This is a genomic window from Pelomonas candidula (assembly GCF_043555985.1).
In the GTDB taxonomy this organism is placed as follows: Bacteria; Pseudomonadota; Gammaproteobacteria; order Burkholderiales; family Burkholderiaceae_C; genus Pelomonas; species Pelomonas candidula.
In genome coordinates this window covers 656,215-671,450 of the sequence record NZ_JBIGIC010000001.1, presented here as the reverse complement: position 1 = coordinate 671,450, position 15,236 = coordinate 656,215, and the positions used below count along the sequence as shown (strand labels likewise).

Annotated in this window: 20 protein-coding genes; 10 read left to right on the top strand and 10 right to left on the bottom strand. The window is 70.8% G+C overall.

The window, feature by feature from the left end; genetic code table 11:
• Positions 1-5: 5 nt before the first annotated feature.
• Complete coding sequence (locus ACG04R_RS03235) at positions 6-1,274, bottom strand: prohibitin family protein (RefSeq protein ID WP_394406424.1); 1,269 nt, start codon at positions 1,272-1,274, stop codon at positions 6-8.
• A 278-nt stretch (positions 1,275-1,552) separates the two neighbouring features.
• Here ACG04R_RS03235 and sodC point away from each other — a divergent pair, with 278 nt between their 5' ends.
• The 5 genes from sodC to ACG04R_RS03210 all read left to right on the top strand — a co-directional run bounded on the left by sodC (position 1,553) and on the right by ACG04R_RS03210 (position 6,619).
• A complete protein-coding gene (sodC, locus tag ACG04R_RS03230; RefSeq protein ID WP_394406423.1) occupies positions 1,553-2,074 on the top strand; it encodes a superoxide dismutase [Cu-Zn] SodC in 522 nt (173 codons plus the stop codon).
• Positions 2,071-2,868 carry a hypothetical protein gene (locus ACG04R_RS03225; RefSeq protein WP_394406422.1) on the top strand — a complete coding sequence of 266 codons (798 nt, stop codon included), beginning with the start codon at positions 2,071-2,073 and terminating at the stop codon, positions 2,866-2,868. The genes sodC and ACG04R_RS03225 overlap by 4 nt, the downstream gene beginning before the upstream one ends.
• A gap of 69 nt (positions 2,869-2,937) precedes the next feature.
• Positions 2,938-3,642, top strand: coding sequence for a response regulator transcription factor (locus ACG04R_RS03220; RefSeq protein WP_394406421.1), 705 nt, complete (start codon positions 2,938-2,940; stop codon positions 3,640-3,642).
• The gene (locus ACG04R_RS03215) at positions 3,639-5,720 is read left to right on the top strand and encodes a sensor histidine kinase (RefSeq protein ID WP_394406420.1); all 2,082 of its coding nucleotides are present in this window, start codon (positions 3,639-3,641) and stop codon (positions 5,718-5,720) included. The genes ACG04R_RS03220 and ACG04R_RS03215 overlap by 4 nt, the downstream gene beginning before the upstream one ends.
• A gap of 5 nt (positions 5,721-5,725) precedes the next feature.
• A complete protein-coding gene (locus ACG04R_RS03210; protein WP_394406419.1) occupies positions 5,726-6,619 on the top strand; it encodes a YncE family protein in 894 nt (297 codons plus the stop codon).
• Between the two features lie 4 nt (positions 6,620-6,623).
• Here ACG04R_RS03210 and ACG04R_RS03205 read toward each other — a convergent pair whose 3' ends face one another.
• Complete coding sequence (locus ACG04R_RS03205) at positions 6,624-6,947, bottom strand: hypothetical protein (protein ID WP_394406418.1); 324 nt, start codon at positions 6,945-6,947, stop codon at positions 6,624-6,626.
• 59 nt (positions 6,948-7,006) lie between these two features.
• Here ACG04R_RS03205 and ACG04R_RS03200 point away from each other — a divergent pair, with 59 nt between their 5' ends.
• Together ACG04R_RS03200 and ACG04R_RS03195 are read left to right on the top strand one after the other, a co-directional pair.
• Positions 7,007-7,246, top strand: coding sequence for a RidA family protein (locus ACG04R_RS03200; RefSeq protein ID WP_394406417.1), 240 nt, complete (start codon positions 7,007-7,009; stop codon positions 7,244-7,246).
• Positions 7,247-7,302: 56 nt separating this feature from the next.
• The gene (locus ACG04R_RS03195) at positions 7,303-7,848 is read left to right on the top strand and encodes a hypothetical protein (RefSeq protein WP_394406416.1); all 546 of its coding nucleotides are present in this window, start codon (positions 7,303-7,305) and stop codon (positions 7,846-7,848) included.
• Between the two features lie 16 nt (positions 7,849-7,864).
• Here the strand turns inward: ACG04R_RS03195 and ACG04R_RS03190 are convergent, their stop codons facing one another.
• Positions 7,865-8,890, bottom strand: a complete 1,026-nt coding sequence (locus ACG04R_RS03190; protein WP_394406415.1) for a YncE family protein — start codon at positions 8,888-8,890, stop codon at positions 7,865-7,867.
• Positions 8,891-9,005: 115 nt separating this feature from the next.
• Between ACG04R_RS03190 and ACG04R_RS03185 the strand changes: the two genes are divergently transcribed.
• A complete protein-coding gene (locus tag ACG04R_RS03185) occupies positions 9,006-9,368 on the top strand; it encodes a YkgJ family cysteine cluster protein (RefSeq protein ID WP_394406414.1) in 363 nt (120 codons plus the stop codon).
• Complete coding sequence (locus ACG04R_RS03180) at positions 9,365-10,504, top strand: MBL fold metallo-hydrolase (RefSeq protein ID WP_394406413.1); 1,140 nt, start codon at positions 9,365-9,367, stop codon at positions 10,502-10,504. The genes ACG04R_RS03185 and ACG04R_RS03180 overlap by 4 nt, the downstream gene beginning before the upstream one ends.
• 34 nt (positions 10,505-10,538) lie before the next feature.
• Here ACG04R_RS03180 and ACG04R_RS03175 read toward each other — a convergent pair whose 3' ends face one another.
• Positions 10,539-11,432 carry a LysR family transcriptional regulator gene (locus tag ACG04R_RS03175; protein ID WP_394406412.1) on the bottom strand — a complete coding sequence of 298 codons (894 nt, stop codon included), beginning with the start codon at positions 11,430-11,432 and terminating at the stop codon, positions 10,539-10,541.
• Positions 11,433-11,542: 110 nt separating this feature from the next.
• Between ACG04R_RS03175 and ACG04R_RS03170 the strand changes: the two genes are divergently transcribed.
• The gene (locus ACG04R_RS03170; RefSeq protein WP_394406411.1) at positions 11,543-12,298 is read left to right on the top strand and encodes an SDR family oxidoreductase; all 756 of its coding nucleotides are present in this window, start codon (positions 11,543-11,545) and stop codon (positions 12,296-12,298) included.
• Between the two features lie 8 nt (positions 12,299-12,306).
• Here ACG04R_RS03170 and ACG04R_RS03165 read toward each other — a convergent pair whose 3' ends face one another.
• The 6 genes from ACG04R_RS03165 to ACG04R_RS03140 are packed head-to-tail and all read right to left on the bottom strand — an operon-like array spanning position 12,307 to position 15,225.
• Positions 12,307-12,825, bottom strand: a complete 519-nt coding sequence (locus ACG04R_RS03165; RefSeq protein ID WP_394406410.1) for a dihydrofolate reductase family protein — start codon at positions 12,823-12,825, stop codon at positions 12,307-12,309.
• 2 nt (positions 12,826-12,827) lie between these two features.
• The gene (gene arsC / locus ACG04R_RS03160) at positions 12,828-13,250 is read right to left on the bottom strand and encodes an arsenate reductase (glutaredoxin) (RefSeq protein ID WP_394406409.1); all 423 of its coding nucleotides are present in this window, start codon (positions 13,248-13,250) and stop codon (positions 12,828-12,830) included.
• The gene (locus ACG04R_RS03155; RefSeq protein WP_394406408.1) at positions 13,243-13,899 is read right to left on the bottom strand and encodes an aquaporin; all 657 of its coding nucleotides are present in this window, start codon (positions 13,897-13,899) and stop codon (positions 13,243-13,245) included. Before ACG04R_RS03155 ends, arsC begins: the two co-directional genes overlap by 8 nt.
• A gap of 2 nt (positions 13,900-13,901) precedes the next feature.
• Positions 13,902-14,405 (bottom strand): arsenate reductase ArsC, encoded by a 504-nt coding sequence (locus tag ACG04R_RS03150; protein ID WP_394406407.1) that lies wholly within the window; start codon positions 14,403-14,405, stop codon positions 13,902-13,904.
• A 3-nt stretch (positions 14,406-14,408) separates the two neighbouring features.
• Positions 14,409-14,888, bottom strand: a complete 480-nt coding sequence (locus ACG04R_RS03145; RefSeq protein WP_394406406.1) for an ArsI/CadI family heavy metal resistance metalloenzyme — start codon at positions 14,886-14,888, stop codon at positions 14,409-14,411.
• Between the two features lie 13 nt (positions 14,889-14,901).
• The gene (locus ACG04R_RS03140) at positions 14,902-15,225 is read right to left on the bottom strand and encodes an ArsR/SmtB family transcription factor (protein WP_394406405.1); all 324 of its coding nucleotides are present in this window, start codon (positions 15,223-15,225) and stop codon (positions 14,902-14,904) included.
• Positions 15,226-15,236 lie beyond the last annotated feature (11 nt).

Sequence of the window (15,236 nt, the reverse complement as noted above, 5' to 3'; positions counted from 1 at the left end):
GCGGTTTACTCCTTCTGCGCGTCGGCGTTGCCATCGGCCGGCGCGGCCTTCGGCGCCGGCGACACGCCGGCCAGCAGCGCGCTGCCGATGAAGCCGCCCGAGCCGGGCGGCGCGATGATGACCTGCACCTTGTCGGACAGCTTGTCGGCCATGGCCTTCTGCACCAGCAACGGGTGCTTGGTCAACAGCTCGCCCTCGGTGGCCATCTGGCCGGCGTTGGCCTTGCCGACCTGGGCCACGCGGTAGGCCTCGGCGTCGGCCAGCTTCTGGCGCGCGGCGGCCTCGGCGGCCACCTCGATGCGGCGCGCCTCGGCCGCGCCTTCGGCCTGCTTCACGCGCGCGGCGTTCTCGGCCTGGGCCTCCAGCGCGCGCTGCTCGATCTGCTTCTGCTTGAAGGGCAGCACGTGCTTCATGGCTTCTTCCTGCGCCTGGGCCGCGATGATCTGCTCGCGCCCGGCGGCCTCCGCGGCCGTCTCGCGGCGCACCTTGTCGGCGGCGGCCTGGAACTCGGTCTCCTTGACGCGCTTCTCGCTGATCTCCAGCGTGTAGCGCATGCGCTCGCTGGCCAGGCTGTCGGCCAGCAGCCGGTCCATGCCCTGGCGGTAGTCGGGCGGCAGGTCCACCGAGCCGATCTGTACGCCCTTCAACTGGATGCCGTCCTGCGCCAGCCGGGCGCGCAGCTCGGCCTCCAGCGACGCGGCGATCTCGGCGCGCTGGCTGGAAAAGATCTCGCGCACCGTGTGCTTGGCGATCTGCTTGTAGACGACGGCCTGCACGGCAGGGTTGATGACGTCGCCCTCGATGTCGTCCGGCAGCTTGCGCGACAGCTCGGCCAGGCGGGTCGGGTCGACCGTCCAGCGAACCGTCATGTCCAGGCCCAGCGACAGGCCCTCCACCGACTGCAGCGGCGCCGGACCGGTGGCCTTGGCCAGCGCCTCGGGGCGGAAGCTCTGGTCGCGCAGCGGGAACAGCCGCACCTCGTGCAGGCCGGGGATGCGGATGAAGCTGCCGTCGCGGAACTCGCTGGTACCGCCGCTGAACTGGTTCGTGCGCACCGCGGCCTGGCCGTGCGGCACGGCCTGGACGGGCGGGTGCATGACGACGGCGTAGCCAGCCGCCGTCACGGCCGTGAGCGCCAGCAGCGGCGGCAGCGCGCGGCGCAGCGAACGGCCGGCGCCCGGCGCGGCAGTGGACGCGGCCTCCAGCCCACGGCTGGCACCGCGGCTGAAGGCGTGACGGAGGGAGGCGGCGAGGGTCTTGAGGCGTTGCAGCATGGTGGCTCCTTGGGCCGGTTGCATCGGCTTGATGCATGGCGGCCATGGTTCCCGGTGCTGCGGGAAGGGACGAGAGTGCCGCAGGGTGGGTGTCTTCCGCGCGGGCGGAAGGATTCTTCCGGGCCGGTCCTGCCCTCGAACGCGGCACACGGCCACCAGCGGCCGACGGAACAGCCCTGGCGCCGAAGGGGTGCTGTAGCCCCAAGCCGGGACGCGCCGGCTATCCATCGTCACGACGGCTGCTTATCCTCGGCGACCTCACCTGAAGGGAAACACCGATGAAAGCCACGTTCATTGCCGCCACCTGCCTCGCCGCCAGCGCGCTGGCCCAGAGCGCCGAGATCACCGTGCCCGTCAACGCGGCCGAGAAACAGGGCACCGGCCAGGCGCTGGGCACCGTGCGCATCGTCGAGACACCCTACGGCCTGGCCTTCTACCCCGACCTCAAGGGCCTGCCGCCCGGCCTGCACGGCTTCCACGTCCACGAGAAGCCCTCCTGCGCGCCAGCCGAGGCCAACGGCGCCACGGTCCCGGCCGGCGCCGCCGGCGGCCACCTGGACCCGGCCGGCACCAGGAAGCACGGCGAGCCCTGGGGCGACGGCCACCTGGGCGACCTGCCGCCGCTGTACGTGAGCGCCGACGGCGCTGCCACGTCTCCCGTGCTGGGCCCTCGACTCAAGCTCGCCGACGTGAAGAACCGCGCACTGATGATCCACGCCGGCGGCGACAACCATGCTGACCATCCCGCGCCGCTGGGTGGTGGTGGGGCGCGGGTGGCGTGTGGAGTGATTGGCAATTGACCTTGGTGTCCGCAAGCCAGCCGCGCCCATCCATCATCCTTTGCGTGCCAGGGATGTGGTCATCGCGCACCGAACTGATCGAAGCCATCGCCCGCAGCGAACGCGGCTACCTGTATGCCGGGCAGATCCTGATGCACGCGCCCACCCGGCAGGCGTTCGAATTGGAGTTCCACGCCCACGACCCGCGCATGGCCGACGCGTTCCGCGCGGCGGGGCCGCACTGGCGCGACACACCGGCGATGAACGCCATTGGCCAGCACGCCAGCGTCGTCTATCTGATCGGCCCCGGTGGCTTCCGCGGCGACGCCCACGCGCTGATGCTCGCCGCCGCAGCGCTGCTGGACGCAGGCGGTCTGGGCGTCAAGGTCGAAAGCAGCGGCGTCGCGCACAGCCCCGACGACTGGCGTGCCCTTTGCACCGACATCCATCTGTTCAGCGCCCACCGCGCCTATGTGCTTTACATCACCGGGCCGCAGGTCTACTCCTGTGGCATGCACAACCTCGGTTTGCGTGATGCCATCATCGAGAACGCCGGCACGGCAGCCGCGGTCGAGTTGCTACGAGTCTTCACGCGCTACCTGGTCATCGAATCGCCCACCCTGCTCGCAGGCCAAACCTTCAGCACGGAAAACGGGGCTCCTGTGTATCGACTGCATGACGATCCCGGCCCCGACCACGGCGACAACTCGCTTTACACCAACCCTTGGGGCAGCTGGCGCCTGGTGCCGATCTCGATGGATCGCACCACTCGATGGTCCGGCTTGCGCACGGCGATGCGACGCCTCGTTTCATGAGCTGAAGCAAGGAGCACGCGGAAGAATCCTTCCGCCTGGGCTTGGGGCTCGCTCCCCATAATCAACGCCATGCCCCGCATCGCCGTCATCGAAGACGACCCCACCACCAGCGAGCAGCTGGCCGGCTGGATTCGCACCGCCCGCCCCGAGCTCGTCGTCGACCAGCACTTCGACCGCGACGCCGCCGAGGCCGCGCTGCTGCGTGAGCGCTACGACCTCGTCGTGCTGGACATCGAGCTGGGCCGCGAGCGCAACGCCGGCGTCGCGCTGATCAACGAGATCAACAAGCAGGGGCTGGGAACGCCGGTGCTGGTGGTGTCGGCCATGCCGGCGGCCATCTACCGCAGCATCATGAAGGCGCTGGACGCCTGGGACTACCTGCAGAAGACGACCTTCGACGAGGCCGAGTTCGTCGAGACCTTCCTCGACATCCTGCGCACCGCGCGGCTGAAGGAACCCGCGGCCAAGCCGGCGTCGGCCAAGGCCGACGAGAGCCTGCAGCTGGACCCGCTGAAGCAGCGCACGCCGATGTGGCGCGGCCAGCGCATCAACCTGCCGCTGACGGCGCAGCGCATCCTCGCGACGCTGCACGCGCGGGCCGGCGAGGTGGTCAGCTACGAGGAGCTGTTCGACGTCGTCAAGAGCGGCCGCAACCGCGACAACGTGCGCAAGCACGTCGCGACCATCCGCGACGCCTTCCGCGACGTGGACCCGACGTTCGACGGCATCGAGAACGTCCCGATGCGGGGCTTTCGCTGGACGCCTGGCGGATGAAGCTGGGCCGGGTCGACTTCCCGCTGCCCGACATGCCGCGCCTGGGCCTCGCGGCGTTCCGCAACCGCATCGTCTTCCACCTCGTCTTCATCGCGCTGACGCTGGCCACGCTGGCGCTGGCCGTGGCGCTGCTGAACGAGGAGCGCCAGCGCAACGCGCAGCGCTACGAGCAGACATTCGCGAAGTCGCTGGCCGAGGTCGTCGCGCAGCTGCGCCATCCGTCGGGCCAGCTCGCCCTGCTGAACCCCGAGCCGCCGCAGGTCGACGCCGGCTGGGTGGCGCCGCTGGTGCTGCCGTTCGGCGCCATCGACTTCGACGACGCGACCAAGGCACAGCGCGCCATCGAGATGGCCGGCTGCGGCCTGCAATACCCCGGCGGCGCCAGCCTGTGCGCGGCCGTCGGCAGCAATGCCTACGCGGGCGGCTTCGTCTACCTCGTGGCCAGCCTGGACGCGCCGCCGCTGGTGTCGCGCGAGCGCGGCGCGCTGGACATCGCCGACGTGCACCGCGTGCGCATCAGCCTGACGCGCAACGGCGCCGAGCAGCACTGGCTCGCGCCCGTGGAGATGCTGGACGCGCAACGCGGTCAGCTGCCGGGCTTCACCGTCGGGGCCGGCGACACCGCTGTGCTGCCGCACAAGGCCCGGCCGCAGCGCGACTTCCGCGGCTGGGTCTGGCGCGAGGGGCCCTGCCTCGCCAACGGTGAAGGCGCCGGCGGCGAGCCCTGCCCGCGCCGCACGACGATCTCGCTGCGGCTGCCGGTGGAGGCCTTCCGCGAGGCGCTGTTCCGCCCCGGCGGCCCACAGTGGCCGCCCGCCGACCTGGCCCGCACCGGCCTGCAACTGGCGCTGCTGGGCCCCGGCGGCACGACGCTGTTCGACAGCGCCGCCGCCGGAGCGCAGCCGCCGCTGACGCTGGCGCGGCTGTCCGGCACGCTGTCGCCCGGCGAGACGCTGACGATCACGCGCGGCAGCCACGTCGTCGCGCTGCTGCAGGGCGCCGACGACACCAGCACGCCGCCGTCACCGTGGCTGACCGCGCTGATCCAGCACCTGCCGGCGCCAGCCACGCCGCGCACGCTGACCGCCCGAGACACCGTGACGACGCCCGTCGGCCGCTTCGAGGTGACGCTGACCGGCGACCTGCAGGGGCTGGACCGGTCCTTGAGCGCCAGCGCCGCGCGGCTGGCCTGGCCGGTGGGCGCGATGCTGGCCGCGCTGGGCCTGGCCTGGCTCATCATCGAGATCGGGCTGATCCGCCGCGTGGCGACGCTGACGAAGCGCGCCGCCACGCTGTCGCACCAGCTGCAGCAGCCCGAGCGCTTCGAGCTGGGCACGCTGGACGTGGCCGACCTGCGCGGCCGCGACGAGCTGGGCATCCTGGCCGGCACGCTGGCCGACCTGCTGCAGCACGCCCGCGACAGCCTGCGCCGCGAGCAGCTGCGCGCCGAGCGCGAGCACGACCAGTGGCACGCCGTGGGCCACGAGATCATGTCGCCGCTGCAGTCGCTGATGCTGCTGCACGGGTCGGAAGACGACCCCAGCCGCCGCTACGTGCAGCGCATGCAGCAGGCCGTGAAGGTGCTCTACGGCCAGGCCTCGCCCAGCGAGGCGCTGGCCGCGGCGACGCTGGCCATCGGCCGCCTGGACCTGGACGCCTTCCTGCGCGGCGTGGCCGAGAACGCGGCCTACGCCGGCATCGCCGACGTGAGCTACACGCCAGCGCCCGAGCCCGTCTGGGTCCAGGCCGACGAGTACCCGCTGGAGGACGCCATCACCCATGTGCTGACCAACGCCGACCGCTACCGCGTGCCGGGCACGCCGATCACGCTGACGCTGCGCGTCGAGGCGGAGCTGGCGGCAGTGGACATCCACAACCAGGGCCCGCAGATCGCGGACGACGTGATCACGCGCGTCTTCGACTACGGCGTCAGCGACGCCGAACCGCAGGACGGCGTGCGGCGCGGGCAGGGCTTGTTCGTGGCAAAGACGTACCTCGCGAAGATGGGCGGCAGCATCGGCGCGCGCAATGTGGATGATGGCGTCGTCTTCGAGATCGCCCTCAGGCGTCAGGCATAGAACTCATGAAGCTAGACACTTCCCGTCTCCGCAGCATCGCTTCGATCGCGGCCCTGTCGGCCTGCACGTTGGCCTCACCGACCAGCGCGCAGACCTGTGCTCACGACGTCGCTCAGGCCAGCGAAATCGACATGCCACCGCCCAGCGACCGGGTCTCACATGCGCTATGGACCTATGCCGCCAACTACTCGCCGCAGGCGTGGCGTGTCTCGTTAGTGGACGGCCGCATCTGCGCCGACACCTACAAGCGGGGCGATCTGGTCGGCGCGCGCCCTGCATTCAAGGCCGAAGCCGACGGTTTTCGGGGCGCGTCACGCTTCGCGCGCGTGGCGGACGGCTGGCTCGTTGCGTTCAATCACGGCGAGTTCGGCGCTGCGCTGTACTGGTTCAGCACGGACGGGACGCGCCATTACCGGATGTCGGAGAACCAGCTCGATCCGCAGGTGGTCGATTTCTTTGCCCTCGGCGATGAACTGGGGGCCATCCAAGGCCTGAACCACATGTTGGTCTCCAGGGGTTCCATCATCCGCATCGTTCGCGACACGCTCCAGGATCGATGGCGAGTCGACACGGCGGCACAGCTGCCTGCCGCGCCCTACGCGATCGCCGTGACGAAACAGGGCGAGAGCCTGGTCGTGCTGTCGGACAGCCTGGTCGCCTTTGACGGCGGACGCCATGTCGATGTGCTCGCCGCCGACATGCCGTGGAGCGGCCTGTATCCGACCTCCGCCGTGCTCTCGCCCGATGAGAAGAAGCTCTACATCGGCATGCGCCAATTCGTTGGCGAGTTCGACCTGTCGACGCGAACGCTGCGCTTCCTGCTGCCTTCGGGCGCCATGCTGAACCGCTTGTCAAAACAACAGGAGGAGCAGATCCGGGCCGGTGCTTTCCGCCGATGACGAATCACCCGCGCCGCACGCGCTCCAGCAGATCCCTCGCCGCCAGTTCCGAATCCAGCGACTGCTCCAGCGGCGCCCGCACCAGCCCGGCATGGGCGTACTGCAGGTTCTCGTAGATCTCGGCGCTGGCCGGGAAGTGGTCCAGCAGCGCGGGCAGGGCCTCGTGGCCCTGATGGGATTGCAACTCGGCGCCGATCTTCTGCACCAGCAGCCGGTACTGGTGCGGGTCGGCCGCGCCGCCCTGGCCGTCCAGCGCCTGCAGCAGCTGGGCATAGCGCACGAACGGCAAGAGTTCGGTGGGGACGGTGAGACGGATGACGGAAGCCATGACCCGCAGATGCCGCCACGGCGCCGGGTTTCAAGACCTGGGGGCGTGACAAGCTGACGGTGCAGGCGCAGACGCGCCAGTGCCTGACCAACATCGCCGCCGTCCTCGAGGCGCCCGGCAGCTCGATGGACAAGATCGTCAGCGTGACCCTCGTGCTCGCCGACGAGGACGACTTCGCCGGCATGAACGAGGAATACCTGCGCTGGTTCCCGAGCAATCCGCCAGCCCGCCAGGGCGCCAAGCTGCCGGCGCGCGTGCCGGGGTTGAAGGTGTCGGTCGCGGCGATTGCCGAGGCCTGAGCCCGGCGTGGCTCGCCATCAGGCAACATCAGCCCTCCGCCGCTCCGAGATCCCCCATGCTCAAGACCGCCGCCGCGCTGGTCGCGCTGATCCTGGCCCTGCCGGCCCTCGCCGCCGAGTTGCGCGTGCCGCTGCCCAACCGCGACGATCTGGTGATCGACGTGCCGGACGGCTGGCACGGCCAGGTGCAGCGGCCGCGCGCTGACCTGCCGCCCACCGTCGCGATCACCGGCCCGAACGCCGCGACGCTGCAGGTGCTCGTCACGCCGCTGTGGCCGACGGGCGGCGCCAAGGCGCCCACGCCGGACGACATCCGCTCGATGGTGCAGCGCTCGGCCGACCGCATCCGGCCCCGCGCGGTGGAGCCCGAGCTGAAGCTGCACGACCTGGATGCGACTGGCAAGGTGGGCTACTACTTCTCCGCCACCGACGCGGCGCCGGAGCCGGGCGGCTTCAAGTCGATGTCGCAGGGTGCCGTCGGCATGGGCGAGTTACGCGTGACCTTCACCATCCTCGTCAACGGCGAGCCGGCCGAGCCCACGTCACAGGCGCTCGCGCTGGTGCGCTCGATGCGGCGCGCGCCCGGCCAGAAGGCGCCGTAGCGCCGTTGGCCGTGGCCTACTTCTCGCCCACCACCAGCAGCGTGAACGAGCCGGGCTTCATGGTGCGGCGCGGGCGCGTCTGGCCCTGGGCTGGCGGCTGCTCGTCGAACTCCGCCGTCACCAGATAGACCTCATGGTCGGCGGTGTTGACCGCCATCGTGCGGGCACCGCGGGCCGTGGCCACGGTCTGCCGGACCTTGAAGCTGTCGGCCCCCGCGGCCTGGATGACCGACAGCGTGCCGTCGGCCTGCGAGCTGAAGACGAGCTGGCGCTGCGCGTCGATGGTGTTGGCATCCACGCCCTCGCCGATGGGCAGCTGCGCCACGGTCTTGCCGGTGTCGGCGTTGACGACCAGCAGCGTCTTGTTGTGGCAGCCCACGAAGAGCCGGCGCGCGCTGCGGTCCATGGCCAGGCCGGCGGGCTCGTCGCAGCCGGCCAGCGGCCATGTGGCCACGACGGCGCCGGTCTTCAGGCTGATGACCTGCAGCGCGTTCTTGTCCTCGATGTCGACGAAGACGGTGCCGCGCCCATCCGGCACGGCGGCCTCGGGCTTGCCGGCGAGGGCAATGGTCGCCACCAGCTTCTCGCCCACCGCGTCGATGACGCTGGCGTTGTGGCTGCGGCCGTTGAAGGCCAGCACTTGCCGGGTGCTCTCGTCGTAGGCGATGAAGTCGGGGTTCTGGCCCAGCGGCGTCGCGATCCTGCCCGTCGTCTTCAGGCTGCTGACGGTGAAGACGCTGACCGAGTTGTCGCGGCCGTTGCTGGTGAAGCCCTTGTCCAGCTCGGGCGCCAGCGCAATGCCATGCACGCCCGGTGTGTCGGGGATGTCGCCGACGACGTTGCCGCTGCGTGGGTCCACCACCTGCACATGCTGGCCGCGGGAGATGAAGAGGCGATGCGACGGCGCGTCATAGCTCAGGTAGTCCCAGCCACCTTCGCCGCCGAGGGTGTAGCGGTGCAGCACCTCGAGGTCGCCGGCGACGGCGGTCAGTGGCAGCAGCACGCAGGCCAGCAGGCCGGGCAGCAGGGACTTGGCGCTCATGGACATCGTGGAAACTCCGGCGGACGGAAGATCCAGTGTAGGCAGGCCCGGGCTCAGCGCCGGCCCGGCAACCTGGCTGTTCACCTTCACCCGCCGCGACCGCATGACACCCCCGATGGACGACGAATTCGACTGCCAGCGCTGCGGCGCCTGCTGCGCCGTCTTCCGCGTGTCCTTCTACTGGGCCGAAGCCGACGACGCGCCCGGCGGCACGGTGCCCGTGGCGCTGACGCGGCCGGTCGGCGCGCTGCACCGCTGTATGGCCGGTACCGAGGCGCGGCCGGTGCGCTGCGTCGCGCTGCAGGGCGAGGTGGGGCGGTCGGTCGGCTGCGGCATCTACGAGCAGCGCTCCAGCACCTGTCGCGGCGTGCAGCCGGGCGACGCGCAGTGTTTGAAGGCGCGGGCGGCGCATGGGCTTGAAACGCTGGCTGGCGCCGCCACATCGGCTGGTCTTGCAGCTGCTTCGGCTCCCCGATGAAATCCCTCGGCAAACGCGCCACCGGCCTCCGCCTCGAACGCATGCGGGCGTCGCCGCGCTACCGCGTCACCGACAGCGGCGAAGGCTTCCACAACGTCCATCCCATCCAGCCGGGCCTGCGGGACCGTACCGAGCGGCCGTCGCTGTCCGACTTCCTGTGCGCCGAAGGCCGCCGCACGCCGGCCGGCCCACTGCCGTCGGTCAACCCGCTGGACGCCTGGCTCAAGCCCGCCGGCAGCGGCCTGCGGGCGACGTGGCTGGGCCATTCCACGGTGATGATCGAGATCGACGGGCTGCGCGTGCTGACCGACCCGGTCTGGGGCAAGCGCGCGTCGCCGTCGCAGCTGGCCGGGCCCAAGCGCTTCCAGCCCGTGCCGCTCACGCTGAAGGCGCTGCCCCCGCTGGACGCCGTCGTCATCTCGCACGACCACTACGACCACCTCGACATCGGCACCATCAAGGAACTGGTGACGCTGCAGGACGTGCCCTTCATCACGTCGCTGGGCGTGGGGGCGCACCTGCAGGCCTGGGGCGTGCCGGCCGAGCGCATCGTCGAGCTGGACTGGTGGGAGCACTGGCAGCACCCCGCGGCCGAGCTGCGCATCCACGCGGCGCCGTCGCAGCACTTCTCGGGCCGCTCGCTGAACGACCGCAACGCGACGCTGTGGTCGTCCATCGTCATCGAGTCGCCGAAGCACCGCGTGTTCTTCAGCGGCGACACCGGCCTGACGAGCGAGTACACGGCCATCCGTGAGCGCCTCGGGCCCTTCGACCTCGTCATGCTGGAGGTCGGCGCCTTCCACCCGTCGTGGGGCGACATCCACCTCGGGCCGGAGAACGCGCTGAAGGCGCTGCAGTACCTCGGCGGCGGCGCCTTCCTGCCGGTGCACTGGGGCACGTTTTCGCTGGCGCTGCACGATTGGGACCAGCCGGCCGAGACGCTGCTGGAGCTCGGTCCGAAGCAGGGCGCTCAGCTGCTGATGCCGCGGCTGGGCGAGGCCGTGGAGCCATCGCACGGCGAGCGGGCTGCGCCGTGGTGGCGGGCGGCGGACAAGCCCGCCGGCAAGCGCGTGAAGCCGGCCGAGCCGGACGACCCGGGCAAGATGCCCAAGGGCGTGCCCTGGCCGCTGGACTGAACCTGCCGGCGCGATTGGGCAGTGCTCTCGCGGCTCAGCTCGCCGCCGCCATCCTCTCCGCCACCCAGTCCACAAACACCCGCACCCGCGACGACAGCTGCCGCGCGTGCGGGTACAGCACGTAGACCGGCATTGGCGCAGGCTGCCAGTCAGGGAAGACCTCGACCAGCTCGCCGCTGGCCAGTGACGCCTCGAAGTTGTAGCGCGGCGCCTGGATGAAACCAAGGCCCGCGAGGCAGCAGGCGCCGTAGGCCGACGCGCTGCTGACGGTGACCGGGCCCGCCAGCGTCAGGCTGGTGGGCTGGCCGTCGACGACGAAGTCGAACGGCAGCACGCGGCCGCTGCTGCCGACGTAGTTGACGGCCTGGTGCGTCGCGAACTCGGCCAGCGTGGCGGGCAGGCCGCGGCGGTCGATGTAGCCGCGGCTGGCGCAGGTGACCTGGCGCAGTTGCGCGACGCGCCGGCCCACCATGGACGAGTCACGCGGCTCGCCCGAGCGCAGCACGCAGTCCACGCCTTCGCGCACCAGGTCCACCAGGCGGTCGCCGAGGCCGATTTCCAGCTCGATGTCCGGGTAGCGGGCATGGAAGTCGCCAAGGAAGGGCAGCACGAAGCGTTGCGCCTGGTTGCCCTGCATGTCCACGCGCAGCCGGCCGCGGGGCTGCAGCTGGGTGCTGCGGAACAGGTCCTCGGCCTCGCCCACGTCCTGCAGGATCTGCTGGCAGCGCGCGTGATAGGCCTCGCCGTCCGGCGTGGGGCTGACGTGGCGCGTCGTGCGGTTCAGCAGCCGCACGCCCAGCCGGGCCTCCAGCTGCTGCATGGCCAGGCTGACCGAGGCGCGCGGCAGCTGCAACTCGTCCGCCGCCTTCGTGAAGCTGGCCAGGTCGACGATGCGGATGAACAGGCGCATCGCGTCAAGTCGGTCCATGGCAGCTCCGATTGTTTAGACGGAATGGATTGTGATGTGTTGGACAGCCTGTTTATCCGACTAGGGGCGATCAATACAGTGACTTCACCCCACCGAACCGGAGCCCTGTCATGACCCAGACCCACGCCTCTTCCTCCCCCGTCGCCATCGTCACCGGCGCCTCGCGCGGCATCGGCGCGGCCATTGCGCAGCGGCTGGCGGCGGACGGCCATGCCGTCGTCGTCAACTACGCCGGCAGCCGCGCCGAGGTCGAAAAGGTCGTCGCCGCCATCACCGGCCGCGGCGGCCGCGCCATCGCGGTGCAGGCCGACGTGGCCGACGCGAACGCCGCCCGGCTCCTCTTCGACGCCGCGACGGAGGCCTTCGGCGGCGTCGACGTGCTCGTCAACAACGCCGGTGCGATGGCGGGTGAGCTGCCGCACCTGGCCGACACGTCCGACGCGACCTTCGACCGCCTGTTCGATATCAACGTGAAGGGCAGCTTCCTCGCGATGCGCGAGGCGGCGAAGCGGCTGCGATCTGGCGGCCGCATCGTCAACTGCTCGACCAGCGTCATCGGCCTGGCGCTGCCAGGCTACGCCGTCTACGCGGCGACCAAGAGCGCCATCGAGACGATGACCAACATCCTGGCCAAGGAACTGCGCGGCCGGAACATCACCGTCAACGCGGTGGCGCCCGGCCCCACGGCGACGGCGCTGTTCCTGGACGGCAAGACCCCGGAACGCGTCGAGCAGCTCGCGAAGATGGCGCCGCTGGAGCGGCTGGGCCAGCCCGAGGACATCGCCAACGTCGTCAGCCTGCTGGTCGGGCCGCAGGGCGCGTGGATCAACGGGCAGACGCTGCGCGCCAACGGCGGCATCGTCTGAGGCCGGCCTCAGCGCAGCACGTCGTAGACCAGCATCTGGATGCCGCTGGCCAGCGAGGTCGCCGACACAAGGCTCAGCCGCTGCCGCGGCCCTGGCGGCAGCAGTGGAATGCCGTCGCGCAGCAGCACCGGCATCAGCGCGACCTCGACGCGGTCCACCAGCCCGGCTTCGAGCAGTTGGCCGGCCAGGTCGCCGCCGCCGAACAGCCAGATGTCGCGCCCGCCCGCCTCGGCCTTCAGCGCGGCGATGTGGCCGGCCATGTCGTCGCGCACCAGCGTCACGTCCGGGTGGTCCGCCGCCGCCAGCGTGCGCGACGCCACGACGACGCGTCTGCCGCGCAGCGGATTCGCGTCGCCCTGGGCCTGCATGACCTCGTAGGTCTTGCGGCCCATGACGAAGGTGTCGAACTCGGCAAACAGCGCGCCGAAGTCGATGCTCGCGTCATCGACGATCCAGTCGTAGCCGCCGTCGGCCGTGGCGATGAAGCCGTCCAGCGTGGCGGCGCAGTTGTAGCGGAGCCGGCGCATGGTCAGCCGCGCCGCCGGCCATGGTCCACCACGACCTCGCCGTCACTCTTCGTGAACGGCGGCAGCGGACCGACCGGCAGCAGCTCCAGCACCGCCTCCGACGGCCGGCACAGCGCCGTGCCCAGCGGCGTCATGACGATGGGGCGGTTCAGCAGGATGGGATGCTGCTCGATGGCGTCCAGCAGCGCGTCGTCGCTCAAGCCCGGGTCGGCCAGGCCCAGTTCGGCGAACACGGCCTCCTTGTCGCGCAGCAGCGTGCGCAGCGGCTGGCCGGTGGCCGCGGCCAGCGCGCGGAGCTCGTCGCGGCTCGGCGGCGTCTTCAGGTACTCGACGACGCGCGGCTCCAGGCCGGCGTGGCGGATCAGCGCCAGTACGTTGCGCGACGTGCCGCACCTGGGGTTGTGGAAGAGGGTGATGTCAGCCATCTCGCGAGTCTGCCCCAAGACCACGATGCACCCACAGCGCCAACGCAGCACCGGCCAGCTCGGCCGCGATGAAGCCCGGCACGCTGGCTGGCGCGATGCCGGCGAAGCTGTCGCTGAACATGCGGCCGAAGGCGGCGGCCGGGTTGGCAAACGACGTGGAAGCCGTGAACCAGTAGGCCGCACCGATGTAGGCCGCCACCATCGCCGCCACCCGGGAGGGCGGCGCGCGCAGGATGACGAGCAGCAGGCCGAACGTGGCCACGGCTTCGGCGATCCACTGCCCCGTGCCGCCGCGCGGCCTGGTGGAGAACTGAAGCAGGCTCATGTCGAACATCGCGTGGGCCAGCCAGGCCCCCAGCACCGCGCCCAGCAACTGGGCGGCGACGTAAAGCCCCAGCGCGGCGGCAGACAGCTCGCCGCGCACGGCCAGGGTCAGCGACACCGCCGGGTTGAAATGCGCGCCGCTGACCGGCCCGAACACCTCGATCAGCACGTACAGGCCACCCACCGTGGCCAGGGTGTTGGCCAGCAGCGCGACGGCGACATTGCCGCCCGACAGGCGCTCGGCCATGACGCCGGAGCCGATGACCACGGCCAGCAGCAAGGCCGTGCCGAGGCACTCGGCCAGCAGGCGACGGGGCAGGGCCATCGTCAGGACGCCGCGATGGCGGTGAGCTGCTGCTGCTGCTCGGCCCGGCTCAGCGTGGCCAGGGGCAGCCCCAGAAGCTGCAGCATGCGATAGCCGATGGCCTGGCGGGTCAGCTCGAACGCGCGGCGCTTGCCTTCGTCGCCGCCGTCGGCGTTGGACGGATCGGGGTAGCCCCAATGCACCTTGACCGGCTGGTTGCCGTCCCCGAAGAAGACGGGGCAACTCTCGGCCGCGGCGCTGTCGCAGACCGTGATGACGATGGACAGCGGCGGCGCGTCGGGCGTCGTGAACTCGTCCCAGCTCTTGCTGCGCACACCCGCAGTGTCGACGCCGGCGCTCCGCAGCGCCTCCAGCGCGAAGGGGTTGATGCGGCCACTGGGCGCGCTGCCGGCGCTGTGGGCGCGCACGTCGACGCCGAGCCTGGCGGCCCAGTGGTTGAGCATGCCCTCGGCCAGCACGCTGCGGGCCGAGTTGTGGGTGCAGAGGATGAGAACGTGCGTGGTCATGGGTCAGCAGCAGTTCGACGCGGGCTTGACGGCGATGCCGACCGGCTTGCCGCGCGGCGCATCGCCGGGGCAGCAGGCCGAGGCCGCCTGCGGCGCGGTGGCCTGGCTGGCGCTGAAGGTGGGGATGTCGGCCAGCGTCTGGAAGTGTTCCCAGGCGATGCCCTGCGGGTCGGTGACCCAGTGCTTCTCGCTCTGCGCGTAGCAGCAGGTCGTGGCGCCCTCGTCCAGCACCGGCGCATCCGCCGCGCGGGCGCGGGCCTTCAGCTCGGCCAGCTCTTCGGCCGTGTCGGCCTGGATGCCGAGGTGGTCCACCCCCGGCTTGCCGCCGCGCGTGGAGATCGCGAAGTTGATGCGCGGGTCGTCCAGCATCCACTTGGCGTAATCGCTCTCCAGCCGCGTGGGCGCCGCGCCGAAGAGCTTGGCGTAGAAGGCCACGCTGGCCTGCAGATCCTCGACATGGGCATGCACGTGAAAGCGCTTCATGGGAACTCCTTGTTCAGCAGCAGGAAGATGAAGAGGCGGGCACTGCGCAGGCAGCACCCTGGCAGCAGTTCTCGGTCAGGTAGCCCAGCAGCGCGTTCATGCGCGGATAGGCGGCGCGGTAGATGAGGTTGCGGCTGGACCGCTCCTGCGTCACGAGGCCGGCGTTGACCAGCTCCTTCAGGTGGAAGGACAGCGTGTTGGCCGGGATGTCCAGCCCCTCGGCCATGGTGCCGGGCGTGAGCCCGGCTTCGCCCGTGACGACCAGCGCACGGAAGACCTTCAGCCGCACCGGCTGGGCCAGCGCGGCCAGGGCTTTGACGACGTCTTGTTCATCCATATTTCCAGAAT